This is a genomic window from Actinophytocola xanthii (genome assembly GCF_001921205.1).
GTDB lineage: Bacteria > Actinomycetota > Actinomycetes > Mycobacteriales > Pseudonocardiaceae > Actinophytocola > Actinophytocola xanthii.
On sequence record NZ_MSIE01000102.1, the window covers coordinates 1 to 26938 of the forward strand.

At 73.0% G+C, this 26938-nt stretch carries 23 protein-coding genes and 1 pseudogene; 10 read left to right on the plus strand and 14 right to left on the minus strand.

Features of this window, described 5'->3' with window-relative positions; translation table 11 throughout:
- Positions 1-446 precede the first annotated feature (446 nt).
- Positions 447-1097, minus strand: a complete 651-nt coding sequence (locus BU204_RS35235) for a response regulator transcription factor (RefSeq protein WP_075130151.1) — start codon at positions 1095-1097, stop codon at positions 447-449.
- A gap of 443 nt (positions 1098-1540) precedes the next feature.
- Between BU204_RS35235 and BU204_RS35240 the strand changes: the two genes are divergently transcribed.
- A complete protein-coding gene (locus tag BU204_RS35240; protein WP_233160998.1) occupies positions 1541-3004 on the plus strand; it encodes a hypothetical protein in 1464 nt (487 codons plus the stop codon).
- A 6-nt stretch (positions 3005-3010) separates the two neighbouring features.
- On the opposite strand, the gene phoU is transcribed toward BU204_RS35240, so the two are convergent.
- The 3 genes from phoU to BU204_RS35255 all read right to left on the minus strand — a co-directional run bounded on the left by phoU (position 3011) and on the right by BU204_RS35255 (position 4721).
- Positions 3011-3655, minus strand: coding sequence for a phosphate signaling complex protein PhoU (phoU, locus tag BU204_RS35245; RefSeq protein WP_075130152.1), 645 nt, complete (start codon positions 3653-3655; stop codon positions 3011-3013).
- A gap of 124 nt (positions 3656-3779) precedes the next feature.
- Positions 3780-4028, minus strand: coding sequence for a hypothetical protein (locus BU204_RS35250; protein WP_075130153.1), 249 nt, complete (start codon positions 4026-4028; stop codon positions 3780-3782).
- A 120-nt stretch (positions 4029-4148) separates the two neighbouring features.
- A complete protein-coding gene (locus BU204_RS35255; RefSeq protein ID WP_233161000.1) occupies positions 4149-4721 on the minus strand; it encodes a GTP-binding protein in 573 nt (190 codons plus the stop codon).
- A 381-nt stretch (positions 4722-5102) separates the two neighbouring features.
- Here BU204_RS35255 and BU204_RS35260 point away from each other — a divergent pair, with 381 nt between their 5' ends.
- The gene (locus tag BU204_RS35260) at positions 5103-6605 is read left to right on the plus strand and encodes a CYTH and CHAD domain-containing protein (protein ID WP_083661913.1); all 1503 of its coding nucleotides are present in this window, start codon (positions 5103-5105) and stop codon (positions 6603-6605) included.
- 93 nt (positions 6606-6698) lie between these two features.
- Here BU204_RS35260 and BU204_RS35265 read toward each other — a convergent pair whose 3' ends face one another.
- The 8 genes from BU204_RS35265 to BU204_RS35300 all read right to left on the minus strand — a co-directional run bounded on the left by BU204_RS35265 (position 6699) and on the right by BU204_RS35300 (position 12322).
- Entirely contained in the window at positions 6699-7202 is a 504-nt protein-coding gene (locus BU204_RS35265; protein ID WP_075130154.1) for a PRC-barrel domain-containing protein, read from the minus strand.
- A gap of 127 nt (positions 7203-7329) precedes the next feature.
- Positions 7330-7788: an NUDIX domain-containing protein gene (locus BU204_RS35270; protein ID WP_075130155.1), complete on the minus strand. Its 459-nt coding sequence runs from the start codon at positions 7786-7788 to the stop codon at positions 7330-7332.
- A 1-nt stretch (position 7789) separates the two neighbouring features.
- Positions 7790-8266, minus strand: a complete 477-nt coding sequence (locus BU204_RS35275) for a flavin reductase family protein (RefSeq protein ID WP_075130156.1) — start codon at positions 8264-8266, stop codon at positions 7790-7792.
- Positions 8267-8318: 52 nt separating this feature from the next.
- Entirely contained in the window at positions 8319-9386 is a 1068-nt protein-coding gene (locus tag BU204_RS35280; protein ID WP_332888613.1) for an ABC transporter ATP-binding protein, read from the minus strand.
- Positions 9365-10162, minus strand: coding sequence for a molybdate ABC transporter permease subunit (modB, locus tag BU204_RS35285; protein ID WP_075130157.1), 798 nt, complete (start codon positions 10160-10162; stop codon positions 9365-9367). Before modB ends, BU204_RS35280 begins: the two co-directional genes overlap by 22 nt.
- The gene (gene modA / locus BU204_RS35290) at positions 10159-10914 is read right to left on the minus strand and encodes a molybdate ABC transporter substrate-binding protein (RefSeq protein ID WP_075130158.1); all 756 of its coding nucleotides are present in this window, start codon (positions 10912-10914) and stop codon (positions 10159-10161) included. Before modA ends, modB begins: the two co-directional genes overlap by 4 nt.
- Positions 10915-11313, minus strand: coding sequence for a TOBE domain-containing protein (locus tag BU204_RS35295; RefSeq protein WP_075130159.1), 399 nt, complete (start codon positions 11311-11313; stop codon positions 10915-10917).
- Between the two features lie 130 nt (positions 11314-11443).
- Positions 11444-12322: a serine/threonine-protein kinase gene (locus tag BU204_RS35300; RefSeq protein WP_075130160.1), complete on the minus strand. Its 879-nt coding sequence runs from the start codon at positions 12320-12322 to the stop codon at positions 11444-11446.
- 177 nt (positions 12323-12499) lie between these two features.
- Between BU204_RS35300 and BU204_RS35305 the strand changes: the two genes are divergently transcribed.
- Both BU204_RS35305 and BU204_RS35310 read left to right on the plus strand, forming a co-directional pair.
- On the plus strand, positions 12500-13252 hold the full coding sequence (locus BU204_RS35305; RefSeq protein ID WP_083661915.1) for a GH12 family glycosyl hydrolase domain-containing protein: 753 nt from the start codon (positions 12500-12502) through the stop codon (positions 13250-13252).
- Between the two features lie 90 nt (positions 13253-13342).
- Positions 13343-13876 (plus strand): hypothetical protein, encoded by a 534-nt coding sequence (locus tag BU204_RS35310; RefSeq protein ID WP_075130162.1) that lies wholly within the window; start codon positions 13343-13345, stop codon positions 13874-13876.
- A gap of 14 nt (positions 13877-13890) precedes the next feature.
- On the opposite strand, the gene BU204_RS35315 is transcribed toward BU204_RS35310, so the two are convergent.
- Positions 13891-16299 carry a hybrid sensor histidine kinase/response regulator gene (locus tag BU204_RS35315; RefSeq protein WP_083661916.1) on the minus strand — a complete coding sequence of 803 codons (2409 nt, stop codon included), beginning with the start codon at positions 16297-16299 and terminating at the stop codon, positions 13891-13893.
- Positions 16300-16600: 301 nt separating this feature from the next.
- On the opposite strand from BU204_RS35315, the gene BU204_RS35320 reads away from it, so the two are divergent.
- From BU204_RS35320 to BU204_RS35345, 6 genes are all read left to right on the plus strand, one after another.
- Positions 16601-18691, plus strand: coding sequence for a sensor histidine kinase (locus tag BU204_RS35320; RefSeq protein ID WP_083661917.1), 2091 nt, complete (start codon positions 16601-16603; stop codon positions 18689-18691).
- An 86-nt stretch (positions 18692-18777) separates the two neighbouring features.
- Complete coding sequence (locus BU204_RS35325; RefSeq protein ID WP_075130165.1) at positions 18778-19161, plus strand: YciI family protein; 384 nt, start codon at positions 18778-18780, stop codon at positions 19159-19161.
- Between the two features lie 49 nt (positions 19162-19210).
- Complete coding sequence (locus BU204_RS35330; protein ID WP_075130166.1) at positions 19211-20431, plus strand: RNA polymerase sigma factor; 1221 nt, start codon at positions 19211-19213, stop codon at positions 20429-20431.
- A complete protein-coding gene (locus BU204_RS35335) occupies positions 20428-23616 on the plus strand; it encodes a BTAD domain-containing putative transcriptional regulator (protein ID WP_233161002.1) in 3189 nt (1062 codons plus the stop codon). The genes BU204_RS35330 and BU204_RS35335 overlap by 4 nt, the downstream gene beginning before the upstream one ends.
- Positions 23613-24716, plus strand: coding sequence for a serine hydrolase domain-containing protein (locus tag BU204_RS35340; RefSeq protein ID WP_075130167.1), 1104 nt, complete (start codon positions 23613-23615; stop codon positions 24714-24716). The genes BU204_RS35335 and BU204_RS35340 overlap by 4 nt, the downstream gene beginning before the upstream one ends.
- A 69-nt stretch (positions 24717-24785) precedes the next feature.
- A complete protein-coding gene (locus BU204_RS35345) occupies positions 24786-26042 on the plus strand; it encodes a cytochrome P450 (protein WP_075130168.1) in 1257 nt (418 codons plus the stop codon).
- A gap of 33 nt (positions 26043-26075) precedes the next feature.
- Here the strand turns inward: BU204_RS35345 and BU204_RS40440 are convergent.
- A pseudogene (locus BU204_RS40440) lies at positions 26076-26938 on the minus strand (hypothetical protein); the annotation flags it as partial.

The following is a 26938-nucleotide window of genomic DNA, read 5'->3' on the forward strand; positions in this document are numbered from 1 at the left end:
CGATGATCTCGTCGGCGTCGTAGCGCTTCATTCGTGCCGCTCCGGGATTCCAGCTCATCACGTGCCCGCCGGTGCCGAGCATGAATATCCCGTAGTCCTGCACGCTCTGCACCAGGTTGCGGAACCCGTCCTCCGGGGGCGGCGCGGTGGGCATGGAACCACTCTGCCGGATCTGCGGCACGATCTCCTCACCGAACCACCGGGGAATCACTCGTGGGTCGCGGGAAACTCACCCAGTTGACCTTCCCGCGACCCTCGAACTTCACCACACCCATCTCGATGCGAGCCACCCCACCAAGTGCGACTCGGTCGTCGAGAGCCGGGCTCTCACTCGCATACTCTGCCCGCGCTGGGGCTTCGGGGCGAGACGCAGCGGGCTCAGCCCCGGTAGTGCACGTGCACCAGCGGTTGAACGAGGGAACGCACCAGGTCCGACCAGGCGAAAGTCAGTCGACCAGGCCCTCCCGGCGCGCGATGGCGACCGCCTCGAGCTTGGAGCGGGCGTTGAGCTTGTCGAGGATGCGCTGGACGTGGTTGCGCACGGTGTTCCGGGTGACCCCCAGCCGCTCGCCGATCTCGTCGGTGCTGGCGCCGCCGGCCAGCAGCACCAGGGTCTGCTGCTCCCGGGCGGTGAGCGCGACGCCGCCGCTGCCCCGGGACCGACGGGTGAGCCGTTCCAGCACACCGGCCAGCAGCCCCGGGCCGAACGCGGCCTCACCGGCCGCGACCTGCCGGACCGCCGTCTCCAGCTCGTCGAGCCGCGCGGACTTGAGGACCAGGCCCGCCCCGCCGGCCTCGGCGACCCGGGTCGCGACCGACGCGTTCGCCTCCGCCGTCAGCACGAGGACCCGGGCGCCGCCGGCGCTCAGCTCGCCGATCACGCTGACCCCGTCGCCGTCGGGCAGCCGCCGGTCGAGCACCACGACGTCGGGGTGGTGCTGCCCGGCCTCCGCGCGGGCCTCGGCGATCGACCGCGCCCGGGCGACGACGGTGATACCGTCAGCCTGTTCGAGGGCAAGTCCGATCGCCTCGGCGACCATGTCGTGGTCCTCGACGAGCAGCACCCGGCTCGAGGCCGGCGGTGGCTGGTGCGTCATAGGCGAATCCCTGGGCCGCGGGTGGGCTTCGCGTCGATGCTACCCCCGTGAGCAGGACCGAGGGCGTCCGCGTAGTGACGGAGAGCACGTCCTGACGGGAACGTACCGCACCGGTGCTCCGTTGTAATGGATGGTCGCTGCCTGAGCCAGGACGGACTGAGCTTTCCGGCGGTGAGAATCCCCCAGTCACCTCCGACGCAGCCCGGTCCGCTGCGCCAGCGACCAGAACCGCCGGCCGGACGGAATCCCCCAGCCGCCGGCCGGCGGCCACCTCTTCACTGTCCATAACGGACTATACACAGTCTACTGTGGAGAAACGTTGTGGTTCCCCGGAGAAACCCCAGATCGGTTCCGTTCGTCGTGCGCGGGGACGGTTCCCCGGGTTACGTTGGCCGGGCGCTCCGTCGTCCAGGCCGACACCCCTGCTGTTCCGGGAGGACAACGTGGTCCAACACATCGCTCGCCGCACGCTGCTGACCGGGCTTGGACTCGCCGGAGCGGCGAGCCTCGCCGCGCCCGGTCTCGCCTCGGCCGCACCCGCGGCGGCGGTCGACCCCTTCGACCTCCACTTCCGCATCCGGCACAAGTACCGGCCGTTCGACCTGATCGCACCGCGTTTCGTGCAGTACGACACGGCGGTCGCGCCCGCGGCCGCCCGCAACGCGCTGGTCGTCACCGACGTGCGACCACGCGCCCCCTACGCCGCTGTCGAGGTCGAGGTCCGCTCGCTCTCGGGCACCGTGCTCGCCGGCCTGGCCGGCGACGGCGTGTCGGTGCTCGGCGGCTACACCGGCGGACGGGCCACGATCGAGGTCACCGCGGGCGGCACCACCACGGTCGTGGACAGCGTTCCGGCCACCCTGGCGGCGCCGTTCCGCCTCGCGGTCGTGGTCAACGAGAACGCGGTGACCGTGCTGGCCGACCCGACCAACACCGGCACCGGCTGGCAGCCGCTGCTCACCGAGCGGGACGGCGTGCGGGCGCTGGTCGACCTCCGTGACCCGGCGGTGCTTGGCCGACTCGGCTACGCCTACGGGGGCCGGGACACGGTGACCCTCGGTCGGGTCCGCGCGGGCTACTTCGGCCAGGCCGGCGTGCGCGACCCGCACGTGGTGCAGCACGCCGACGGGCGGCCCTTCGTGCGCGACGGCAAGCTCTACCTCACGCTGACCCAGGCCGGCCTCGGGTTCTTCCAGCAGGCGCACTGGGGTGTCTGGACCCTCGACCTCGCCGACCCGACCCGGCTCGAGCAGGTCGCGCACCTGTTCTTCGCCCGCGACGGGGTGGTGCTGGGCGACCACGCCGGGCAGATCGTCTGGGACGGCCGCCGGTTCATCCTCGCGATGAGCTCATGGGGCGACTTCGACGGCTCCGGGGTGCACATCAGGCACACCACGACCACCGCGAACGTGCTGTCCGGCGTGCACGTCCTGCCGACCGAGCCGCTGCCGCTGCCGACCTCGGTCAGCTCGTGGGACCCGGCGTTGACCAGGATCGGCGGGCGCTGGCACGTGGCGTTCGTGGAGAGCCCGGCCCAGGCGCCCGCGTTCGTCTTCCACCCGGCGCTCGCCGTCGGGCCGCGCGGTGCCGCCTACGACGAAGGGCTGGAGCTCATGGGCGCGGACCTGTCGGTCGACCAGACCGAGGGGACGATCCTGCAGCGGTTCGGGTCAAGCTGGTACGTGCTGGCCTCGGACGGGGACGCGCGCCAGTATCCGGTCTACGACCTGCGGATGCGGTTGCTCGGCACGCTGGACGCCCCGTACGGCACGAACATCCCGCATCCCATGATCGTCCCGGTCCGGGACGGCTGGTGGCTGCTCACCTTCGACGGCACCCAGTACGCCGAGCCGGTCCTGGGCTACGGCGGCCACGGCGACTTCGTCGTGATGGACGCCCGGGCGTGACCCGGCTCAGGCGGCCATGATCCCGGTGCAGGCGAAGTCGAGGCGCTTGGCCACCGAGACCGCCTGGTCGGCGAAGCGCTCGTAGAAGCGGACGAGCAGGGCGAGCGAGGTCGCGCTGGGGATGCCGTAGGCCCACGAGGTGTCGGTGATCCGGTTCATGAGCTCGGCGTGGATCGCGTCGACGGTCTGGTCGGTCTCGTTGAGCTGGGCGTAGCCCCCGCTTCGCGGCTCGCGCAGCAGCTCGACCAGGCGGTCGGCCATCCCGGCGGCGACCGTCCCCAGCTCGGTGACGGCGCCGGTCAGCTCGGCCGGGACGACACAGGCAGGATGGGCGAGCCGGGCGGTGTCGGCGATGTGGGCGGCCAGATCCCCCATCCGCTCGATCTTGTCCGCGCAGTGCACCGCCGTGATCACCAGGCGCAGGTCCGAGGCCACCGGGGCCTGGAGCGCGAGCAGCCGTTGGGCGGTCTCGTCGCATCGGTCCCTGGCGAGGTCGATCTCCCTGTCGGCGGCCACCACCCGCTCGGCCAGCTCGTGGTCGGCCTCGAGTACCGCGCGGCCCGCCGACCTGAGCGCCTCGACGGCCTGCGCGCACATCGCGCTCAGCTGCTCGCGCAGCGACTCCAGCTCGCTGTGGAAACTGTCTCGCATGCCGTTGTTCCCCTGTCGTTACCCCGGTGGACAGACCAGGGTACCCGTAATTCGGCAGGGGGAAATGTCCCCTTTCGAGGGAAATGCGAGGTCGCGGGCGTAACCGGGCGTCACGCCCGAGGGCTCAGGCCGCGTCTCGGTTCTGTTCTGCGGGCGGGGAGACGTTGAGCACGGCGGTCAGCGGGATCAGGCTCAGCATCCGGTCCGGCGGTGCGTGCCACACCCGAACCCCGACCCACGTCTCGCCGGTCTGCGGGTCCAGCTCGACGGGACCGATCACCTCGCCCACGCGGAACCGTTCGCCGTCCCGATCGCGCAGGAGGAACGTCACCATCGACCCGCACAGCGGGCTGTTCTCGGCTGGACGGGGCATCGAAGTCCACCTCGCATGCGTCGTTCTTGACCAGGCGTCGAGTGAAGTACCCACCCGGCGGGTCGGTCACACCTACCGAACCACATGAGTACGGTCGGTGACAGGTCCGATCGAAGGGTCTCAGCGCGTCGTCAGCACGCGCAGGGCGTACTCGCTCGCCGCGATCAGCACCCGGCGGGTCGACTCGGGGTCCCGCGCGTCGCAGTCGACGACCGCGACGTCGGCGGACAGGCCGAGGGCGTCGCGGATCTCGCCGTGGCGGAACGGGTGGGCGTTGTCGAAGCGGTTGACCGCGACGAGGAACGGCATCTCCCGCGACTCGAAGTAGTCGATGGCGGCGAAGCAGTCGGACAGGCGCCGGGTGTCCACCAGGACGATCGCCGCGATCGCGCCCCGCACGATCTCGTCCCACATGAACCAGAACCGGTGCTGGCCCGGGGTGCCGAACACGTAGAGCACCAGGTCGTTGCCCAGCCGGAGCCGGCCGAAGTCCATCGCGACGGTGGTCGTCTCCTTGCCCGGTACCGCGTCCACCTCGTCCACGCCGATGCTGGCCGCGGTCATCGCCGCCTCGGTGCGCAGCGGGCCTATCTCCGACACCGAGCCGACGAACGTCGTCTTGCCCACCCCGAACCCGCCCGCCACCACGATCTTGGCCGCGGTGATCCCGCTACTGGTGTTCGTGAAGTCCACGAGGACCCTTTCGATCTCTTGCGATCTGTCGTGCCGCCGCGCCCCCTGGGCCGGTGCGTCCGGGGGTCGAGTCTCCGCCGACGGCGTTGCCGCCGTCGCTCGACCCGCCGGAGGTGTCCGCCCATTCTGCCGACCCGGGGGACGGCACGGTGTGGCGGAGGGTGGAACGGCGTTTCGCGCCGCACCCGATCGGGCACTCGATCACATGACCATTCCCACACCGCCGGACCCCATCCCGCCGAGCCCGAGTCCGGAGCCGCAGCCGACCGATCCACCGCAGCCGCCGGTGCCTCCTGGGCCTGACCCGCGGCCGCCGACACCCACCCCCGACCCGAACCCGACCTCCGTTTCGGGGCGCTGACCAGCGGGTATACCGCCACCATGGCGATGTCGACGCACACCGAGACCGAACGCAAGTACAAGGTGAAGGCGACGACGCAGCTCCCGCCGCTCGACGGGATCAGCGGGGTGGCGCAGGTGAGCGACCCCACCGGCACCAGCCTCGAGGCGGTCTACTACGACACCGCCGACCTGAGGTTGCTGCGGCACGGGGCGACGCTGCGCCGGCGCACCGGCGGGGCCGACGCCGGCTGGCACCTGAAGATTCCGGTCGAGGCCGACACGCGTACCGAGCTGCGGGAGCCGCTGGACGGCGAGGGCGGGCCGCCCGAGTCGCTCCGCGACCTGGCGCTGGGCATGTCGCGTGGCGCCGCCCTGCGCCCGGTGGCCAGGGTCGCCACCGAACGGGTGACCCGAGAGCTCCTGGACCGCGGTGGCGAGCTGCTGGCGGAGGTCACCGACGACACGGTGACCGCCACCGCGCTGACCGACCCCATGCGGACCCGGGAGTGGCGCGAGCTCGAGGTCGAGCTGGCCGAGGGTGCCCCGCCGGAGGTGCTCGACCGGGCCGAGAAGGTGTTGCGCCGGGCCGGCGCCCGGCGGGCCACCAGCCCCTCCAAGGTGACCCGGGTACTCACCCCCCGGCCACTGACCCGGGTCGGCGCGTCCCCGGCCCCGACTGCCGGGGACGTCGTCCTGGGTTATCTCGCCGACCAGGTGTCCGCGCTCGTCCGCCACGACATCGGGGTCCGCCGCGACACCGAGGACGCGGTGCACCAGATGCGGGTCGCGGTCCGTCGCCTGCGCAGTGCGCTGCGGGTGTTCGGCCGGGTCGTCGACCGCGGCCGGACTGCCTCGCTCGACGACGAGCTGCGCTGGCTGGGCCGCCGGCTGAGCCCGGCGCGTGACCTGGAGGTGCAGGAGCAGCACCTCCGCGCCTCGGTCGCCGCCATGCCGGAGGAGCTGGTTCTCGGGCCGGTGGCGGCGCGCCTCACCCGGTACTTCTCGCCGGAGGCGGCCGCCGCGCGCAAGGACGTGGACAGGACGTTGCGCAGCCGGCGCTACCGTGAGCTGCTCGACGCCCTGGACGACCTGCTGGCCGACCCGCCGCTGACGCCGCGGGCGCGCCGTCCCGCGGACCGCGAGCTGCCCCGGCACGTTGGTCGCGCCTACCGCAAGCTCGCTCGCCGGATGGAGACGCTGCCCGACGGGCCCGGCCGGGACGTCGCTCTGCACGGCCTGCGCAAGGCCGCGAAGCGGTTCCGGTACGCGGCGGAGTGCGTGGAGCCCGCGGTGGGCCGGAAGGCCCGCCGTGCGCGCAAGGCGGCGAAGGCGTTCACCCAGTCGCTCGGCGAGCACCAGGACACGGTGGTGGCTCGCCCGTTGCTGCGGGACCTGGCGGTTCACGCACACCAGGCGCGGGAGAACGGGTTCACCTTCGGCATGCTCCACGAGCAGGAGCGGCGGCGCGGCGCCGACGCCGAGCGCGAGCTGCCGCGCAGGTGGTCGGAGCTCTCCCGGCGCGGCGACTTGTCCCAGGGCTGACCGGTCGGCCGGCCGCTTCACCGGCTGAGGACAGGGTGCGCAGGGGGCCGAGGGCTGCCTCGACCCCTGCGCATGCGCACCGGTAGCGCCTCCTCAGCGCCCGGACCGGTCCGCCCCCATTCCGCCCTGCATGCCCTGGTCGTCCATGCCGAGCCCTCGCTCGGACGCGGTGCCGAAGCCGCCGCCGTCGGGGTCCATGTCCTGCGCGCTCATGTCGCCGATCGTCACGTCCCCGCCCCCGCTCATGTCCCCGCTCATGTCCCCGCCGATCGGCTCGCCGCCGGGGCTCATGCCGTAGAACTGGTACAGCGTCTGCTGCTCCTCCGGGGTCATCAGGTCGCCCTGGGCTTCGATCCGCGGCGCCTCCCTGACCTGGGCCTTCTCGACGGGTACCTGCAGCTGGTCCTGGTGCAGCTCCGCGCGCTGCAACGGGATGAAGATCTCCTTCTGGCCGAACATCCCGATGTTCACCGTCGCCCACACCGGGTCGCCGGTGACCTCGTCCAGCCAGATCCGCTTCACCGCGCCGATCTTCTCCCCGTGCGGGTCGACGACCTGGCAGTCGTACAGCTGGTTCACCATCTCCTGGCCAATCATGGGGTCTCCCACTCCTGTGTAGACGGTCGAGACCCCGGGATGATGCCCCCCGCCGTCGAGCGATATGCCGTTTCCGACGGTGTTCCACTCGACCGAGCGACATCCGGCGAGCAGCGGTAACGCCTGGTCAGCGCCAGGGACCGGTCGGGTCCAGCTCGGCGAGAACGGCCAGCAGTAGAGGAGGCTCGAGCGTGCCCGACAACGCCTCGATCTCCGACCAGGGCACCCAGGCGTGGCCGACGAGCTCGGCCAGCTCCTCGGGCGTCAGCCCGCGGGGAGCCAACCGAGGCCGGTCCTGCGGGTAGCGCGCCAGGAAGAACGGCTCGGGACCCACCTTGTGCTGGCCGTTCCAGAACATGTCGCGGTGGACGGTGACCGATCGGTCGAGGATCGCCGTCGGGTCCAGCCCGGTCTCCTCGACCAGTTCCCGGCCCGCCGCCTCCAGTGGCGTCTCGCCCGGCTCGACACCGCCGCCGGGGGGTTCCCACAGCAGGGTCCCGTCGGTCGGGTCACGCCAGTTGAGGAGCAGGACCCGGTTCGCCCGGTCCAGGCAGACGATGCGGACGGCCGGGCGGTGGGTGGCCATCTCAGGCCTCGTTGCCGGCGTCGAGGTCGCGCACGCCCTGGAAGCCGAGCTGACCGGCCCCCGCCCCGCCGACCTGGGCCGGCTCGAGCAGGAAGGCCTCGTGGTCGCCGGTGTCGTAGCGGTCCAGGACCAGCCCGACGAACCACTGCGCGCAGTCCACGAGCAGCGGCACCCCACCCGGTCCCGCTCGCCAGGAACACCGCGCGAACTTGTCCTCGTCGAACCCGGTGACGGTCCCGAACAGCTCGGCCAGGTCCCGGTTCTCCGCCGTCGGCAGGTGCACCCCGAGCCGGTCGGCTCCCTGGGCGACGCCGTGGGTGTGGTTGCGCTTGGACAGCCAGACCATGAACCGCGGCGGGTCGATGCCGCACTGGCTCGCGAACCCGACGAGGCAGCCGGCGCGCCGGCGGCCGTCGTTGGCGGTGACGATGAGCATCGGGTAGTCCAGCTGACCGACGAGCGCGTTGAAGTCAGCCATCCGCCGTGTTCCTCTCAACCGTGCCGGGCTCCGCGGACACCGTAGCGCTGCCTCACGCCGGGTATGTGATCACCTCCGTCGCCTTGACCGCCGCCCACAGCGGCCGGCCGGGGGACAGGCGGAGCTCCGCGACCACGGCCGGGGTCACGTCGGCGAGAACGGGTGGGTTGCCCGCCAACCGCACCCGCACGGTGTGCGCGTGCTGCTCGACGTCGGCGACGGTCACCGGCCAGCTGTTGCGTGGACTGCCCGCCACCGGCTCGGGGTGCAGGCCGACGGCGGACGGCGGAAACGCGACGTGGACCGGGCCGGCCGCCGGCTCCGCGACCGTGAACCGGCCGCCGTCGGCGAGCCGGACCGTGGTGCCGGACGCTAGGCCGCGGTACAGGTTCAGCCCGACCAGCGTCGCGACGTAGTCGGTGCGCGGGCGCCGGGCCACTTCGGCGGGCGCCCCCTGCTGGACGACCTGGCCGTGCTCGACGATGACGATCCGGTCGGCCAGCACCATCGCGTCCAGCGGGTCGTGGGTCACCAGCAGGGTCCGCCCGCCGTACTCCGCCAGGTGGTGCCCGAGCGAGGAGCGCACGTGCAGGCGGGTACTCGCGTCGAGCGCCGCGAGCGGCTCGTCGAGCAGCAGCACCGCCGGCTCGGTGACCAGGGCGCGCGCCAGCGCCACCCGCTGGGCCTGCCCGCCGGAGAGCGCGCGCGGGCGAGCCGCCGCCCGATCGGCCAGTCCCACCCGCTCGAGCCAGGACCGGGCCCGTTCCCGCGCCCCCGCCCGGTCCATCCCGCGCGCACGCGGGCCGAACGCGACGTTCTCGAGCACGGACAGGTGGGCGAACAGCAGGTAGTCCTGGAAGACCACACCGACGCCCCGCCGCTCCGGGGGGACGAACACCGTCGGCGGCTCGTCCCACACCTCCTCGTCGAGCCGTACCTGCCCGGCGTCGACCGGCAGCAGGCCCGCGACCGCGCGCAGGGCGGTGGTCTTGCCGGCGCCGTTGGGACCGAGCAGCGCGACGACCTCGCCCGGCTCGACGGTCAGCGTCAGGTCCAGGCGGAACGTGCCGCGGTCGACCCGGAGGGCGGCATGCAGGGTCACGGCGCCCCGCCGATCCACCGGTCCCGCAGGCTCACCAGCACGGCCACCGACACCACCAGCAGCACGATGCTCAACGCGATCGCCGCACCTGGGTCGGTCTCCAGGGCGAGGTAGACCGCGAGCGGCATCGTCGTCGTCCGGCCCGGGAAGTTGCCGGCGAAGGTGATCGTGGCGCCGAACTCGCCCAGCGCCCTGGCCCAGCACAGCACGGTGCCGGCGACCAGGCCGGGCATGATCGAGGGCAGGGTCACCCGGCGGAACGCGACCCACCGCGTCGCCCCCAGGGTGGCCGCGGCCTCCTCGAAGCGCGGGTCGGCCGCCCGCAGCGCACCCTCCACCGCGATCACCAGGAACGGCATGGCCACGAACGCCTCGGCCACCACGACACCGGCCGTGGTGAACGGGAGGGACACGCCGAACCAGTCGTGCAGGTACTGGCCGACCAGCCCGCGCCGGCCGAGGACCAGCAGCAGGGCGACGCCGCCGACCACCGGGGGCAGCACCAGCGGCACGGTGACCAGCGCCCGCAGCACGCCGCGTCCGGGCAGCTCGGTCCTGGCCAGCAGCCAGGCCAGCGGAACGCCGAGGACCAGGCAGAGCACCGTGGCGAGGCTGGCGCAGGTCAGCGAGAGCAGCAGGGCCTGCCCGACCTCGGGGCCGACCAGCCGGGTGCCGAGCGTGGACCACGGTGCCCTGGCGAGCAGCCCCACCAGCGGGACGAGCAGGAAGGCCAGCCCGACGAGCGAGGGCAGGGCGACGAGCAGCGGGACCCGGCCGCGCGTCGGTCTCCTCACGGCGCCTGGAAGCCGGCGTCGGCCAGCACCGAACGCCCCTGCTCTGACCGGACGAACGCGACGAACGCGGCGGCCCTGTCCGGGTTGGGTGCCTCGGCGAGCGTGGCGACCAGGTAGTCGTTGACCGCGGCCGCGGACTCGGGGAGCGCGATGCCCTCGACCTCGTCGCCGGCCGCCAGCACGTCGGTGTGGTACACGAGCGCCGCGTCGACCTCGCCGAGCTCGACCTTCGTGAGCACGGCCCTGACGTCCTGCTCCAGTGTGTCCGGCTTCGCCGCGACGCCGGCCGAGGCGAGGGCCTGCCGTGCCGCGGCCCCGCAGGGCACCTGCTCGGCGCACAGGGCGATCGTCCGGTCCTCGTCCCCGAAGTCGGCCAGCCCGGTGACCCTCCCCGGGTTGCCCGCGGGCACCGCGATCTCCAGGGCGTTGCGCGCGAAGACGGCCGGCTTCCCGCTGACCGCGTCGGCCTCGACGACCTGGTCCATCGTCGCCGGCGAGGCCGAGGCGAACACGTCGACCGGCGCTCCCTCGACGATCTGGGTGGCGAGCCCGGAGCTGCCGCCGAAGCTGACCGTGACCGTCGTACCAGGGTTGGCGTCCTCGAACCGCGTGCCAAGCTCGGTGAACGTCTCGGTCAGCGAGGCCGCGGCGAACACGACGACCTCGCCGCCGGCCGCCGGCTCCGGCGAACCGCAGGCGGACAGGGCGGCGGCGAGCAGGAGCGGCACCGCCGCGGGGAGCGTGCTGCGCAACTAGGCCTCCGGGATCTCGAGGACGACCAGCGTGGACTTGATCGACGCGACCGCGACGCTGCCGACCTCGAGCCGGAGCTCCTCGGCTGCCTCCCGGCTCATCAGGGACACCAGCCGGAACGGACCGGCCTGCATCTCGACCTGGGCCATCACCCCGTCCTTGGTGACCCGCGTGACGATGCCGCGCATACGGTTGCGCGCCGAGGCGGCGACCGTCGTCCCCGGCTCCGGTGCGTCGGCCATCCGCTGGACGAACGCCGCGAGGTCACTGCCCTCGACGGCCAGGCGGCCGTTCTCCCCGTGGGTGGCCGGCAGGCGCCCCTGGTCCACCCAGCGCCGGACGGTGTCGTCGCTGACGCCGAGAAGCCCGGCCGCCTCGCTGATCCGCAGTTTCGGCATGAGAGGAAGTATAGGTCCGCGGGTGCGGGTTCTGGTGAGGCCGGGACGCGCGGAAGCGAATCGAGGGCGGGCTTTTGTTGGTCGCTGCCGCTCCTCCGCTAAAACACCGTCTTCCTCCGTCGCTCCCGCTCTACCGCGGGCTGGGCAGGGCGATGGTGGCGGTCGGCTCCTCCGGGGTGGGGCGGGCCTCCGGGTGGGGGAGGGCCTCGGCGGGCACGGTTCCGGCGATCGTGCGCAGGGTTGGGGCGCACTCCCAGGCGGGCGGGCGGGCCCGGGGGTCGGTGGCGGTCATCGCGGTCAGCAGGGTGCGCCACGCGGTCGGCAGTGCCTCGGGGACACGCGGGGCCCGGGACAGCCGGGCGAGCGCGATCTCGACGTCGGTGCCGGTGTACTCGGGGCGGCCGGTGAGGCACTCGAGCATGACCAGCCCGAGCGCGTACACGTCGACAGCCGGGCCCGTTCCCTCGCCGCGGACCTGTTCGGGGGCGAGGTAGCGCGCGGTGCCGATCAGCTCGTTCGACCCGGTGCGGTCGACGGTCCCCATCACCTTCGCGATGCCGAAGTCGGTGAGGTAGCAGGCGCCGTCCGAGCCGATCAGGACGTTCGAGGGCTTGATGTCGCGGTGGATGACCCCTCGCGCGTGGATGTGCGCCAGCGCGTCGGTCAGCTGCGCGCCGAGGTCGGCGACCCTGCTCGGTGCGAGAGGTCCGCGCTCGATCGAGTCGCGCATGGTCCCGCCGGGCACGAGCCGCATCACCAGGTACGGGGGGTCCGCGTCCAGCTGGACGTCGTAGACCGGCACCAGCCGCGGGTGCGACAGGCCGGCGAGCAGCTCCGCCTCGGCGGCGAAGCGGGTCCGGTCGGCCACGTCCCCGCCCGACCTGAAGAGCTTGACCGCGACCTGGCGTCCGCTGTGGACCTCTCTGGCCTCGTGCACGTCCGCCGCACCACCCCTGCCGAGCAGTGCGCCGAGGCGGTAGCGGTTGCCCAACAACCGTTCGTTGTCCATCGGCGACTCACCCTCTCCGCCAGTCGGGTACCCGGGTCGATCTAGGTGAAACGACCCCTGTCCGGACCGGTCATGCCTCCGCGACCCACCGCTATTGCCTGATTCCATTCCGTGAGCGACGATGGGAGTGTTTGGGAGCGCTCCCAAATATCAACTCCCTCGACCCAGGAGTGCAACATGAGACGTCTGGTCCATGCCCTCGTGGTCGCGAGCCTGGCGGCGGCCGGACTCGTCGTGCTCGGCGCACAGCCCGCCGCAGCCGCCGTGATCTGCGAGAAGTACGGCGCGACGACCATCCAGAACGGGCGCTACGTCGTCCAGAACAACGTCTGGGGCGCCAACACCACGCAGTGCATCGACACCACCAACAGCGGCTTCCGCATCACGCAGGCCGCCCACAACAACGCGACGAACGGTGCGCCGGCGGCATATCCGTCGGTGTACTTCGGCTGCCACTACGGCAGGTGCAGCTCCGGCAGCGGGCTGCCGGTCCGCGCCAACACCGGGACGTTCGCCAACCTGCGCACCTCGGTGAGCATGTCCTACCCCGGCTCGGGCACCTACAACGCCTCCTACGACCTCTGGTTCGACCCAACGCCGCGCACCGACGGGCAGAACACCGGCGCCGAGATCATGATCTGGCTGGACCGCCGGGGCTCCATCCAGCCGATCGGCTCCCGGGTGGGCACGGTCAACCTGGCGGGCTCCAGCTGGGAGGTCTGGTTCGGCAACATCGGCTGGAACGTCGTGTCCTACGTCCGCACCTCCACCGCGAGCTCGCTGCAGTTCGCGGTCGACACGTTCTACTCCGACGCCGTCAGTCGCGGCCACGCCCAGCGCGACTGGTACCTCACCAGCATCCAGGCCGGGTTCGAGCCCTGGGTGGGGGGCACGGGTCTCGCCGTCAACTCCTTCTCGGTGACCGGTTGAGCGGGAGGCCCGGCTCGCCCCGGCACCCGGTCCACTCGACCGGGTGCCGGGGCGGGACATGAACCGCAGGCCCGGGGGTACACCGCCGCCATGCTGAGACGTGCGGTGGGGCAGGGGCTGATCTCCGGTGCGGCCGGGGCGTTGGCCATGACCGTGGGGGAGAAGGTCGAGCAGCGGCTGACCGGCAGACCGGACTCCCACGTGCCGGCCGCGGTGCTGGAGCGGCTGGCCGGTCTGCCCGAGCTGTCCGGGGGGCGGCTGCGGCTGGCCAACCTGGCCATGCACTTCGGTCAGGGCGCCCTCGCCGGCATCGTCCGGGCGTTGATGGCCACCGCCGGGATGCGCGGCCCGGTGGCCTCGGCGATGTTCGCCGTGGTCCGCCTCAGCAACGACCAGATCCTGGAGAACGCGACCGGCGTCGGCGCGCCGCCGCAGACCTGGCCTCGGTCGGAGCTGGCCGTCGACCTCGTGCACAAGACCGTGTACGCCTTCGCGACCGGGTTCGTCGCCGACGCGCTCGCCCCACGGCACGGTCCCGGCCCGGGGCAGCGGCACGCCGCCCTACGCCCCGGCCGTCGCAAGCACGTCGGCCCGCTGCCCCGTCGCGCCGCCGCGGGTCGCTGACCTGGACGGGCTGTTCAGGCACGCTCCAGGGCCTCGGCGAGATCGCTCGCGCGGACGGGTTTGGCGAGGTAGTCGTCCATACCGGCGGCCTCGCAGGCGGTGCGGTCCTCGATCAGGACGCTCGCCGTCATCGCGATGATGTACGGCTGCTCGTCCGGTGGGAGCTCGCGCCGGATGAGCCGCGTGGCGGCGAGGCCGTCGAGCTCGGGCATCTGCACGTCCATCAGCACGACGTCGTACCTGCCGCGGCGCAGGGCGCACACGGCCTCGTGGCCGTTGCCGACGATGTCCACGCGGTGACCGAGCTTGCTCAGCATGAGCTGGGCGACCTTCTGGTTCACGTGGTTGTCCTCGGCGAGCAGGATCCGCATCGAGTCCCTCGGCGCGGAGGGGCGCGCCGTGCCGGTGGGTCGCTCGACCGGACGAGCCGGGCTCGTCGTCAGGACCCGGTTCAGCGTCGCCAACAGCGTGCTGACCCGTGCCGGCTTGGCCAGCGTGGCGTCGAAGACCGTGCTCTGCGGTGTGTCCGGCCGGGAGGTGACGCTGCTCAGCAGCACCAGCGGTGTCGCGGCGCTCGCCGGAAGCTGGCGCAGCTGGCGGCCGAGCTCCATCCCGTTGGTCTCGGGCATGTGCATGTCCAGCAGCGCGACGTCGAACCGGGAGCCCCCGCCCACCAGCCCCAGCGCCTCGGCCGCGGTGCAGACGTCGGTGCACCGCATCCCCCACTTGGCCAGCTCGGCGCGAAGCACGCGGCGGTTGGTGGCGTTGTCGTCGACGATGAGCGCGGAGCGGCCGACCAGCCGCGTTCCCGCCGCGGCGTGGGGTAGGTCGCGGTCGTCGTAGCCGGGACAGCCGCGCAGGCGCGCGGTGAAGGTGAAGGTGGAGCCGACGCCCAGCTCGCTGGTCACGGTGATCTCGCCGCCCATGGCCCGCGCGATCTGCCGGCTGATCGCGAGGCCGAGGCCGGTCCCGCCGTAGAGCCGGGTGGTGGACGCGTCCACCTGGCTGAACGAGCGGAACACCTGCTCGAGCTGCTCCTCGGGAATGCCGATCCCGGTGTCCCGGACCGAGGTCCGCACCAACAGCTCGTCCTCCGCGGCCGGGTCGCCGTTGCGCTCCCCGTCGGCCGGGACCGGGGCCGTGGCGGCCTCCACCAGAACCGTCACCTCGCCCCGCTCGGTGAACTTCACCGCGTTGGACAGCAGGTTGGCCAGGATCTGTCGGAACCGCGTCGCGTCGCCCCGCAGCACCGGCGGACAGCTCGCATCGACATGGCCCACCAGCTCCAGCCCCTTGCGTGCCGCCGGGATCGACACCAGCGCCAGCGTGCTGTCCACGCACTCCACCACGTCGAAGGAGGCGTCCTCCAGCTGCAGCTCCCCGGCCTCGATCTTCGAGTAGTCGAGGATGTCGTTGATGATCTCCAGCAGGGCGTCTCCGCTGTCCCGGACGGTCATCACCAGATCCTGCTGCTCCGGTGTGAGGTCGGTGTCCATCAACAGGCCCGTCATCCCGATCACCGCGTTCATCGGCGTCCGGATCTCGTGGCTCATCGTGGCCAGGAAGGTCGCCTTCGCCAGGCTCGCCGCCACCGCCTGGTCGCGCGCCGTGCACATCGCCTCGGTGGACGCGTTGACCGCCCGCGCCATCTCCACCATCTCGGTCGGACCCACCAGCTCGGCCCGCGCGGTCGTGTCGCCGTCGATCACCCGTCGCGCCGCGTCGGTCACCCGCCGGACCGGCACCGTGACCTTCCGCGTCACCACCCACGCGCCGACCGCGGAGACCACCGCCACGCCCAGCGTGATGACGGCGACCACCCAGCGGGTGGTGTTGGCGCTGGAGAGGCTGGCGTGGTGCCGCAGGTCGAGCAACCGCAGCTCCTCGGCCCGCATACCGGCCAGGATGCCCTCGATCTCGGTGCGCACGCTGTCGCTCTGGTCGCTGGAGAGCAGCTGTGCGATGGGGGCGCCCGGCGAGACGACCCGCATGTCGATGATCCGCTCCTGCTCGGCGAACCGTTCGTCCAGCAGGGGCCGCAGCCGGCCGAGCGCCCTCTGCTGGCTGGGGTTGTCGGAGGTCAGCGTGAGCAGGCTGGTCTCGGTGCTGTCGATCCGGTCGACCGCCTGCTCGTAGGTGTGCAGGTGGGCCGGTTCTCCGCTGATCAGGAAGTCGCGCTGGCTGCGCCGGGTCTCCATAAGGTCGAGCCGCAGTCGGGAGATCTCGTCCAGCACCTCGTAGGTGTGGTCGACGGGTTCGCGCGCGCGGAGGAGCTGGCCGATCTGCAACCAGGAGCTCAGGCCGACCACCAGCAGGCCGCCGATCGCGAAGAGGTAGCCCAGGGCCAGCAGCCGACCGACCGTCCACCGCTTCCAGAACCTGTCCGCCCGCGCGGGGGCCACAGTGGACTCCGCCGATCCCACGTGACGCTCTCCTCAAAGTACGTCGTCAGCGCGAGCCCGTGTTCCCGGCGCCGCTCTATCACCATGCAACACGGCGATGGCACTTTCTTCCACGAAAAACCCACGAACGTGTGATGTGGACGGACGTCCTCTGCCGGCTCGTGAATCCGCACGTGCATCCACTGAGGAGTGAAAGTAGTACGCGTAAGAGTTACCGCGACCCGTTCTGGCATATTCGCCGCGGTTCGGGACATGCTGTGCCGAACATGTCTTTCGCGAACGGACCACGGGGTGCGGATTGGGGCCGACAGAGGACCTGACAGTGCTGTCCGACCCTCGTCGGACAGCGGCCGTCGAGCGAGGGCTCCAGCGGCTGCCCAGCCAGCCGATGTCCCTGCACGCGGTCGCGCGGTTGGCCGCCCAGCTGTTGGGGGCGTCCATGGGCATGGTCACCCTGGTCGGAGCCGAGCGGGAGCACGTCGCGGGCGTGTACAACCTGCCGCCGGAGCTGGTCCGCGGCCGGGGGGCGCCGCTGTCGCTGTCGGTGTGCAAGTACGTCGTGAGCGCCAACTACCCGGTCTCCAGCGAGGACATGGCCCTCGACCCGGCGCTGCGCGGCCACCGGCTCGCCCTCGAGCACGGCGTCCGCGCCTTCCTCGGCGTACCGCTGCGTGGTACCGACCAGCCGCTGGGATCGGTCACGGTCCTGGATGTACGCCCTCGGCGCTGGACCGACGACGACGTCTCGGTCCTGCTCGCGGTCGGACAGGTGATCGGCCCCATCCCGGTCGGCGAGGACGCCTGCCCCATGGGCCTGGGCGGGTGCGACCCCCACCACCCCGCGGCGTTCCTGACCGCGCTGCTGGATACCCTCGACCCGGCGGTGCTGGCCTGCGTGGGAGACGGGAACGTGGTCCTGGTGAACCAGGCGCTGCGCCGGGTGCTCGGGCTCCCGCCCGGTGCCCCACCCGCCCGGCTGGAGGACCTGGTCGCCGGCAGGCTGTTCCGGACGGACCGGACGCTCCTGCCGATCGAGGAGAACCCGATGCGGCGGGCGCTCGCCGGCGAGCCCGTGCACGACGAGAGCGTCCTGGTCCGCGTCCCGTCCAGACCCGAGCGGGTGTTCGTGGTCAAGGGCCGGCCGGCCACCGGGAGCGCCGGCGAGCGGGTGGGCGCCGTGGTCGCCATGCACGACGTCACCGCGGTTCGCCGGGCGGAGCGCTTCTACACCTGTTCCTCCCAGGTCCTGGAGGCGTTGACGGCCGACATCGACCTGGACGACCGGTACCACCGGGTGCTCGAGGCGGTGTGCACGGCGTTGGGCTGGGCGCATGCCGAGCTGTGGCTGGTCGACCCTGTCCGCGACAGGCTCCGGTTGCGGGCGGGGTGGACCGCTCCCGGCCGGCCACCCGTCTCGGTGCGCGAGACGACCGCCCCGGGAGTCGGGATCAGCGGCGCCGTCTGGGCCGCCGGGCGGCCGCTGTGGGTGCCCGACCTGACCGCGACCCGCGACGAGCGGGACACCCGGCCCGACGGCGGGGGATACGCCGCCGCCGGGCTGCGGACCGCGCTGGCGGTGCCGGTGCAGGCCGAGCGGACGGTCGGCGTGCTGGCCTGCTTCTCCGACGTGCCGGAGAGCGACGAGGTGCTGCTGACCACCCTGCTGGGTGGGGTCGCGGCCCAGATCGGCCAGTTCCTCGCGTACTCGCAGCGCGACCAGCTGCTGCGTGAGCTGACCCGCGCCCGCCAGGACTTCTCCCGGCTGGCCGGCCACGAGATCCGCACCCCGCTCACCGCGATCATCTCCTGCTCGGAGATGCTGCTGGAGGACCCCGTGGCCGCCGCCGGGCCCGGCCGCCAGGTCATCGAGGTGATCTCCCGCAACGCCACCTCGCTACACGCGGTCATCACCCAGCTGCTGGACTTCGCCGCGATCCAGACCGGGGCCGTGCCGATGGACCGCGGCCCGGTCGAGCTGGCCGACGTGCTCGAGGAGGCGGTCCGGAACCTCGACTACCCGCCCGGCATCGACCTGCGGGTGGAGTTCCGCGCCCGGCCGACGGTCCGCGGCGACCGGATGCGGCTGCGCCAGGTGATGGACGCGCTGTTGACCAACGCGGTGAAGTACAGCCCCGAGGGCGGCCCCGTGCACGTCGCCCTGACCGCCGAACGGGGCACGGTCTCGCTGACCGTCGCCGACGAGGGCATCGGCGTTCCCGCCGAGGAACGGGACAAGGTGTTCGAGTACTTCTTCCGGTCCAGCGCCGCGCGGCAGCGCCAGATCCCCGGTGCCGGCCTCGGCCTGGCCGCGGCCCGAGCCATCGTGGAACAGCACGGCGGCCGTATCGTCGTCGACGGGCAGTACGCCCTGGGCACCAGGGTGGCCGTCCTGCTCCCCGACAACCGACCCTGAGGCGGTGTCGAGTTCCGGGCGTGCCGTTCGTCATCCTCACCGAGGAGAACTCACCGAGGAGACGACGTCGACTGCGTGGAGGACGCGTGAAGTACCTGTTGCTGATCTACAACTGCGGTCGGCCGGAACCGACCGACCCGGCCTTCGCCGAAGCCGTCGCGCGGGTCAACGCCTTCGCCGACGAGTGCCGGCGGCGCGGCGCGCTGGTGGCCGGCGACCCGCTGCCCTCGGAGCACACGCCGACCACGGTCAGCGTCCGGGACGGCCACACGCTGATCAGCGACGGCCCGTTCGTGGAGACCCACGAGCACCTCGGCGGCTACTACGTCCTCGACTGCCGCGACCTGGACGAGGCGCTCGAGCTGGCCGCGCTGTGCCCGATGGCGCAGAGCGGCACCATCGAGGTCCGTCCGCTCGCCCACGTGCCGCAGGTGGACAACACGCCCGTCGGCGGGGGTACCGCTGGCTGAGCGTCCGGCCGCCGCGGTCGAACGGGTCTTCCGCGAGCACCGGGCGCACATGCTCGCCGCGCTCGCGCGGGTGCTGGGCGACCTGGAGCTCGCCGAGGAGGCACTGCAGGACGCGGTCGCGCTCGCGCTGACCCGATGGGCCGGGGTGGTCCCGGAGGACCCGGTCGCCTGGTTGCTGACCGTGGCGCGCAACCGGGCGATCGACCGGCTGCGCCGGGCCAGGCGCGGGCGGGACCGCCAGGAGCAGGCCGGCCCGGGCCTCGGGCCACCGCCCGTGGCCGATGCGGCCTTGGACGAGGAGCAGCTGGTGAGCGTGGGCGACGAGCGGCTGAGCCTCGTGTTCGCGTGCTGCCACCCGGCGCTGGCGATGGAGGCACGGGTCGCCCTCACCCTGCAGGTGGTGGTCGGGCTGACCGCCGGCCAGATCGCGCGGGTCTTCCTCGTCGCCGAGCCGGCGCTGGCGCAGCGGATCGTCCGCGCCAAGCGGAAGATCCGCGACGCCGGGATCAGCCTGGCCGTCCCCGCGGACCACCTGCTGCCCGAACGCCTCGCCGGGGTGCTCGCGGTCATCTACCTGATCTTCACCCAGGGCTACGCCACCCGGCCCGGTGCGCCGGAGCACCGCCGGCTGCGTGAGGAGGCGATCCGCCTGGCGAAGCTGGTGGCCACCCTCATGCCGGACGAACCCGAGGCGCTCGGGCTGGTGGCCCTGCTCCTGCTGCACGACTCCCGGACCGCCGCGCGGCACACGCCATCGGGTGAGGTCGTGCTGCTGGCCGACCAGGACCGGACGCGGTGGGACCACGCCGAGATCGTGGAGGCCGTCGGCCTGCTCGACCGGGCGCTGCGCCGCGGCGAGGTCGGCCCCTACCAGCTGCAGGGGGCGATCGCCGCCCTGCACGCCCAGGCGCCCTCCTCCGCCGGGACCGACTGGGCGGGGATCGCCGCGCTGTACCGCGAGCTGCTCGCCGTCGCGCCCACACCGGTGGTGGCGCTCAACCACGCCGTCGCGGTCGCGATGACCGACGGACCGGCGCGCGGACTCGCGCTGCTGGACGGCCTCGACGGTCTCGAGCGCTACCACCTGTTCCACGCCGCCCGCGCGGACCTGCTGCGGCGGCTCGGCCGGGTCGAGGAGTCCGCCGCGGCGTACCGGCGCGCGCACGAGCTGGCCACCGACCCCGCCGACCGCCGCTTCCTCTCCGGCCGCCTGCACGACCTGGCCATGCCCGACGACCTCGGGGGGTCGGCACCGACAATGGGCGGGTGAGCGAGGGCGGCGGGATGCGGGTGGCGGTGCTGGGGCCGGTCCGCGCCCACGCCGGCGGCTCACCGGTCGGTGTTCCCGGAGCGCGGGTGCGGCTTCTGCTCGCCCGGCTGGCGCTGGCGCGCGGGCGGCCGGTGCCCGCCGAGGTGCTGATCGAGGACCTGTGGGGGGCGGACCCGCTCGCCGACGCCGCCAACGCGTTGCAGGCGCTGGTGTCGCGGTTGCGCAAGGCCGTCGGCGCGGCGGCGGTCCAGCTGACGGGTGGGGGTTACCGGCTCGCGGCGGAGGTGGACGCACCGCGGTTCGAGGAGCTGGCCGCGCGGGGCCGGCGCGAGCTGGCCGCGGATCGGCCTGCCGCCGCTCTCACCGTCCTGGACGCGGCGTTGGGCCTGTGGACCGGCGCGCCGCTGGCCGACCTGCCGGACGTCCCGTTCGCCCGTGCGGAGGCGGCGAGGCTGGCGGAGCTGAGGCTGTCGGCCGTCGAGGACCGGGTCGAGGCGGCGTTGCGCCTCGGACGGCACGGCGAGGTGCTGGCCGAGTTGGCGGCGGTGACCGCCGCCCATCCGCTGCGCGAGCGGCTGGCCGCGCTGCGGGTCCGCGCCCTCTACGAGGCGGGGCGGCAGTCCGAGGCGCTCGCCGCGTACGAGGACGTCCGCACCGCGCTGGCCGAGCAGCTCGGCGTGGACCCCGCGGCGGAGCTGCGGCAGGTCCACCTGGCCATGCTGCGCGGCGAGCTGGAGCCGGTCGTGGCCCGGCCGAGGCTGCTGCGGGGATGGCTGCCGGCACGGCTCACCAGCTTCCTCGGGCGGGACGCCGAGCTGGAGCTGCTCGCCGGACAGCTCGCGGCCGCCCGACTGGTCACGGTCGTCGGCCCCGGCGGGGTGGGGAAGACCCGGCTGGCCGTCGAGGCCGCCGCCCGGCACCGGGCCGAGGACCAGGGCCGGGTGTGGTTCGTACCATTGGCCGCGACGAGCGGCGAGGTCGGCGGGGCGGTGCTGGCGGTGCTCGGCACGGCCGGGGTGCGACCGGAGGGCGGGCGCCAGGGCGCGCTCGACAACCTGGTGGAGCTGATCGGCCCGGAGCCGGCGGTGCTGGTGCTCGACAACTGCGAGCATCTGGTGGAGGAGGCCGCGGAGCTCGCCGACCGGCTCCTGGAACGGCTGCCGCGGCTGAGCGTCCTGGCCACCAGCCGGGAGCCGCTGGCCGTGACCGGTGAGGCGCTGTGCCGGCTCGGTCCGCTTGAGCTGCCGACCGCGCCCACCGCCGTGGGCGAGGCCGCCGCGGTCCGGCTGTTCGTCGACCGCGCTCGGGCGGTGCGGCCCGGCTTCGCGCTGGACGAGTCCACCGTGGCGCCGGTCGTCGAGATCTGTCGCCGGCTGGACGGACTGCCGCTGGCCCTGGAGCTGGCCGCCGCTCGGCTGCGCTCGATGAGCGCCGAGGAGATCGCACGGCGCCTCGACGACCGGTTCCGCCTGCTCGCCTCGGGGAGCCGGACCGCGCTGCCACGACACCGGACACTGCTCGCGGCGGTCGAGTGGAGCTGGGAGCTGCTGACCGAGCAGGAGCGGGTGCTGGGCGCACGGCTCTCGGTCTTCCCCGGCGGGGCGACGGCCGACGCCCTGGAAGCCGTCTGCGCCGACCGGTTGCTGCCGCCCGGCGACATCGTCTACGTGCTCGGTTCGCTGGTGGACAAGTCCTTCGTGCAGTGGGACGGGCAGCGGTACCGGATGCTGGAGACCATCCGCGCGTACGCGGGCGAGCGGCTGGACGACCGGCGAGCCGTCCGCGCCCGGTTCCTGCGCTACTACCTCGAGCTGGCCCAGCACCATGAGCCCCGCCTGCGCTCCCGGGAGCAGCTCGCCTCGGTCCGCTGGTTCGACGCGGAGTACGACAACCTGGTGTCCGCGCTCCGCTCGGCCATCGACTCGGCCGCCGAGACCGGGTTCGCCGAGCCTGCCGCGCGGCTGGTCGGCTCGCTGCTGTTCTACTGGCAGACGATTCGCTTCGACGCCCGGGCGGAGGAGTTCGCGGCCGAGGTGCTCGGCTTCGGCGACGCGCTGCCCGCCCACACCCGGGCGGCTCTCGTTGCGCTGGGGCGGCTGGCCGGGGACGACGGCACGACCACCGACGCGGAGCAGGTGGCCGCCATCGTCGAGGACTGCGTCGACTCCGGTGCGCTGGAGCACCACCCGGTGCTGCTGATGGCGACCGCGCCGGTGGCCTACTTCGCCGGACTCCACGAGCTGGTCGAGCGGCTGCTGCGCATCGCGGAGGACCACCAGGACAGGTGGGCCGCGGCACTCGCGGCCTGGGTGCGGGCCCTGGTCCACGACGACCAGGGCGACTGGGCGGGCGCGGCGGAGCACCGCCAACGAGGGCTGCGCGGGTTCGAGGAGGTCGGCGACCGCCTCGGTCTGGCGTTCCTGCTTGCCAGGGTGGCGCAGGACCACGCCCTGCGCGGCGACCACGACCAGGCGCTCGCCGCCCTGGAGCGATGTGTCGTGCTCGCGGCCGAGCTCGACTGGGCCGAGGAGATCTCCTACCGGTCCCGGCTGGGAGCCCAGCGACTGCGCGCCGGTGACCGGGACGGGGCCCGCCGAGAGCTTTCCACCGCCCTGCGGCAGGCCCTCGAGCGCGGGCACCCGCACCTGCGGATCGAGCCGATGGTGGGTCTGGCCGACCTGCACCGCCGCGCCGGCGAGCCCGACCTCGCCGAGCGGACGCTCGACGAGCTGGAGACGCTGGTCCGCGGGCTGCCCGGCGCCGAGCCGACCGCGGCGATCCTCGTCGCCCCGGTCCGTCTGGCCCTCCGGGCCGACACCGCCGCCCCGACCGCGAGGGAGCTGCTGCCCCGGGTCGCGGCTGCCGGATCCGCCGCTGCGCAGCTGGCGGCGCCGACGGCCGAACTGCTGGCCCGGGTGCTGGCGGGGGAGGGGGATGCGGCCGGCGCGGCCACCGCGCTCGGCCTGAGCCAGGTCATCCGCGGAACCTTCGACCGGGGCAGCCCGGAGCTGCGGGAGCTGACCGAGGATCTCCGCGCGAGGCTCGGACCAGCGGGCTACGCACGGGCGTTCGCCGAGGCGGCCGGGATGCCGCGGGCCGACGCGCTGCGCCGGCTCGCCCTGACCTGCGCCGTCAGCCCGTTCTCAGAGCGCTGTCAGCGCGGCGGGACAGCGTGCACCCCATGACCAACCACGCGGAAGTCCAGCGGATTCTCGACCACGCCGTGGCCCACGAGGACGTGCCCGGCATCGTCACGCAGCTCACCGACCGGAACGGAACCTGGTTCGGCGCGGCCGGGGTGGCCGACACCGCGACCGGCCGTCCCCGCGAGCGCGGGGACCAGTTCCGGGTCGCGAGCATCGGCAAGGCGTTCACGGCCGCCGTGGTGTTGCGGCTGGCCGCCGAGGGTCGGGTGGACATCGACGACCCGGTGGCCGCCTGGCTGCCCGAGGTGTTGCGGGGCAGCGCCTACGACGGAAGCACGATGACGGTCAGGCAGCTGCTCAACGGCACCAGTGGGCTGCACAACACCGCCACCTCCGACGAGATCGTGCGTAGGCTGCACACCCGCGCCGGACTGGCCGAGCACCGCTTCGACGTGTGGCGCACCGAGGACCTGCTGGAGCTGGCGGTCTCCCGGCCACCGGTGGGGGAACCGGGACAGCGGTTCGCCCCGACGAACGGCGGGTACTTCCTCGCCGCGGCGGTCGTCGAGCGGGTGACCGGCCGGAGCTACGCCGACGAGCTGGAGCGGACGGTCATCCAGCCGCTCGGCCTGACCGGCACCTACCTCCCCGGTCCGACGGAGACACGACTCCGCGGACCGCATCCCCGGGCCTACACCAGGATGTTCGTGGACGAGGCGGAGGCGGCGGGCGAGCCGGTCGACGTCACCGAGGTCAACCCGAGCGTCGTCTGGTCGGCCGGCGCACACGTGTCGACCACCGACGACCTCACCCGGTTCTTCACCGCCCTGGCCACCGGCGACCTGCTCCCGCCCGCCCAGCACGAGGACATGTGGACCACGGTCTCCACCGAGGGCGCGGACTGGATCCCGAACACCGCCTACGGCCTGGGCGTGTTCGAGCTGCGACTCGCCTCGGGGGCGACCCTGCGCGGTGGCGTGGGCAACGGCCCCGGGACGGTCGCCCTCGCGATGGGCACTGCCGACGGCCACCTGTTGGTGACCCACGCCAACAGCGACTGGAACGCCTTCCCCGTGTTCTTCCGGCAGCTGGAGGCGGAGTTCGCCCCCACCGGCACCCGGGGTGCCCGAGCGAGGTAGCGCGGCCCCGGTCGGGTCGTGTCAGGACCGTGTCAGGACCGTGGCGGGCGGGGTGGCGATCGTGGGCGCATGACGTCCACGGTTCCCGTCCCGCACGGCCTGCCCATGCAGCGCGATGCGGGCCCGTTCGGCCCGCCCAGCGACATCACCCGGCTGCGCGACGCCCGCCCGGTCAGTCCTCTGGTCTTCCCCGACGGTCACGAGGGCTGGCTCGTCACCGGCTTCGACGCCGTGCGCCAGGTCATGGCCGATACCCGGTTCAGCTCCCGTCAGGACATCGGCATCCTCCACGTGCCGTACGAGGTTCCCGGCATGCCGGTTCCCACCGAGCCGTCCCCACCGGTGCCGGGCATGTTCATCGCGATGGACCCGCCGGACCACACCCGGGTGCGGAGAATGCTCACCGGCGCCTTCACCGTGAAGCGCATGAGGATGCTCGAGGAGCACATCGCCGACGTCGCCGAGCGGCAGCTGGACGAGCTGGCCCGACTCACCCCGCCGGTCGACCTGGTCAGGGAGTTCGCGCTGCCGGTGCCCTCGCTGGTGATCTGCGAGCTGCTCGGGGTGCCGTACGGGGACCGGGAGAGCTTCCAGACGAACTCGGCCAGGTTCCTGGTCAAGGACCAGCCGCTGGAGGAGAAGATGGCCGCGTACGGCGCCCTGACCACCTACCTCTCCGACCTGGTCACCCGCAAGCGCGCCGAACCCGGCGAGGACATCCTGTCCGACCTGGCCCGCCACGGGGAGCTCACCGTCGAGGAGCTGACCGGCTGCGCCTTCCTCCTGCTGCTCGCCGGCCACGAGACGACGGCCAACATGCTGGCGCTGGGCGCCTTCGCGCTCCTGGAGCACCCCGAACAGCTGGCCGAGCTGCGGGCCGACCCCGAGCTGCTCCCCGACGCCGTGGAGGAGCTCCTGCGCTACCTGTCCGTTGTGGACATCCTGTACCGCTATGCCACCGAGGACATCGAACTCGGCGGGGAGACCATCGGCAGGGGGTCGACGGTCGTCGTCTCGCTGCTGGCCGCCAACCACGACCCCCGGCGTTTCGACGACCCCGACACACTGGACGTCCGCCGCAAGGCCCGCGGCCACCTCTCCTTCGGCCACGGGGTCCACCAGTGCCTCGGCCAGCAGCTGGCCCGCCTGGAGATGCGCGCCGGCTTCGCCGGGCTGCTGCGCCGCTTCCCGACCCTCGAGCTCGCCGTCCCCGCCGCCGAGGTGCCACTGCGCACCGACATGAACATCTACGGCGTGCACGCCCTGCCGGTCACCTGGACCAACCCCGTGGTCGACGTGGCACGGGAAAGGCGGGGCGCCGAGTAACCTCGACGCCCCGCCTCCGGGATCCGCTCGTCGTCAGTGACGGGCGGGGTGGCCGGCCCAGGTGTGGTTCCACCCGGTCGCGCCGGCGGTGGCGTTGCCGCCGTCGCCGGCGTCACCGGAGTCGCCGCCGGTGGTCCAGCTGGCGTTCCACGCGTCACCGCTGTCCCCGGTGGACCCGGTGTCACCCGAGTCGCCCGAGGTCACCACCGTGGTGGTGCCGTCGTGGTGTCGCTTGCCGGACGGCTCGTGCTTGGTCCGGACGTCGGCGGAGTTCCCGCCGGTGGAGCCGGAGTTGCCCGAGTTGCCGGTGTTTCCGGTGGTGGCCTCGTTGGTGCTGGTGGCGTTGCCGCCGTTGCCCGTGTCGCCGCCGTTGCCGGCGGTGGCGTGGGCCGAGGTGTCACCGTTGTGGGCCTTGGCGTGGCCCTTGTTGTGGCCCGTGTTCATGGCCATGGCGTGGGCGTTGCCGCCGTCGCCGGCGTTTCCGGAGTCGCCGCCGGACGTGTGGCTCACGTTGGTGGCGTCGCCGCTGGTGCCCGTCCATCCGGTGTCACCCGAGTTGCCCGAGGTGACGAGGGTGGTGGTGTCGGTGCCGTTCCCGTGGTGGCCGCCGCGGTGGTGGCTCCAGGAGTTCGACTCGCGTCCCAGGCTCAGTACGGTGGCCTTGTTGCCGCCGGTGGAGCCGGAGTCGCCCGAGTTGCCGGTGTTTCCGGTGGTGGCCTCGTTGGTGCTGGTGGCGTTGCCGCCGTTGCCCGTGCTGCCGCCGTTGCCGGCGGTGGCGTGGGCCGAGGTGTCACCGTTGTGGGCCTTGTTGTGGCCCTTGTTGTGGCCCTTGGCATGGCCGGTCATGGCCGTGGCGTGGGCGTTGCCGCCGTCGCCGGCGTTGCCGGAGTTTCCGC

What these genes read in the sequence shown, in the direction of transcription:
- BU204_RS35270 (WP_075130155.1), bottom strand. Translation starts at nt 7,788, where the DNA reads ATGGCCACCCACCGCCCGGCCGTCCGCATCGTCTGCCTGGACCGGGCG.
- BU204_RS35260 (WP_083661913.1), top strand. Translation starts at nt 5,103, where the DNA reads ATGGCGATGTCGACGCACACCGAGACCGAACGCAAGTACAAGGTGAAG.
- BU204_RS35295 (WP_075130159.1), bottom strand. Translation starts at nt 11,313, where the DNA reads ATGCCGAAACTGCGGATCAGCGAGGCGGCCGGGCTTCTCGGCGTCAGC.
- BU204_RS35235 (WP_075130151.1), bottom strand. Translation starts at nt 1,097, where the DNA reads ATGACGCACCAGCCACCGCCGGCCTCGAGCCGGGTGCTGCTCGTCGAG.
- BU204_RS35250 (WP_075130153.1), bottom strand. Translation starts at nt 4,028, where the DNA reads ATGCCCCGTCCAGCCGAGAACAGCCCGCTGTGCGGGTCGATGGTGACG.
- BU204_RS35345 (WP_075130168.1), top strand. Translation starts at nt 24,786, where the DNA reads ATGACGTCCACGGTTCCCGTCCCGCACGGCCTGCCCATGCAGCGCGAT.
- BU204_RS35265 (WP_075130154.1), bottom strand. Translation starts at nt 7,202, where the DNA reads ATGATTGGCCAGGAGATGGTGAACCAGCTGTACGACTGCCAGGTCGTC.
- phoU (WP_075130152.1), bottom strand. Translation starts at nt 3,655, where the DNA reads ATGCGAGACAGTTTCCACAGCGAGCTGGAGTCGCTGCGCGAGCAGCTG.
- BU204_RS35340 (WP_075130167.1), top strand. Translation starts at nt 23,613, where the DNA reads ATGACCAACCACGCGGAAGTCCAGCGGATTCTCGACCACGCCGTGGCC.
- BU204_RS35305 (WP_083661915.1), top strand. Translation starts at nt 12,500, where the DNA reads ATGAGACGTCTGGTCCATGCCCTCGTGGTCGCGAGCCTGGCGGCGGCC.
- BU204_RS35310 (WP_075130162.1), top strand. Translation starts at nt 13,343, where the DNA reads ATGCTGAGACGTGCGGTGGGGCAGGGGCTGATCTCCGGTGCGGCCGGG.
- BU204_RS35275 (WP_075130156.1), bottom strand. Translation starts at nt 8,266, where the DNA reads ATGGCTGACTTCAACGCGCTCGTCGGTCAGCTGGACTACCCGATGCTC.
- BU204_RS35300 (WP_075130160.1), bottom strand. Translation starts at nt 12,322, where the DNA reads ATGGACAACGAACGGTTGTTGGGCAACCGCTACCGCCTCGGCGCACTG.
- BU204_RS35330 (WP_075130166.1), top strand. Translation starts at nt 19,211, where the DNA reads ATGCTCGCCGCGCTCGCGCGGGTGCTGGGCGACCTGGAGCTCGCCGAG.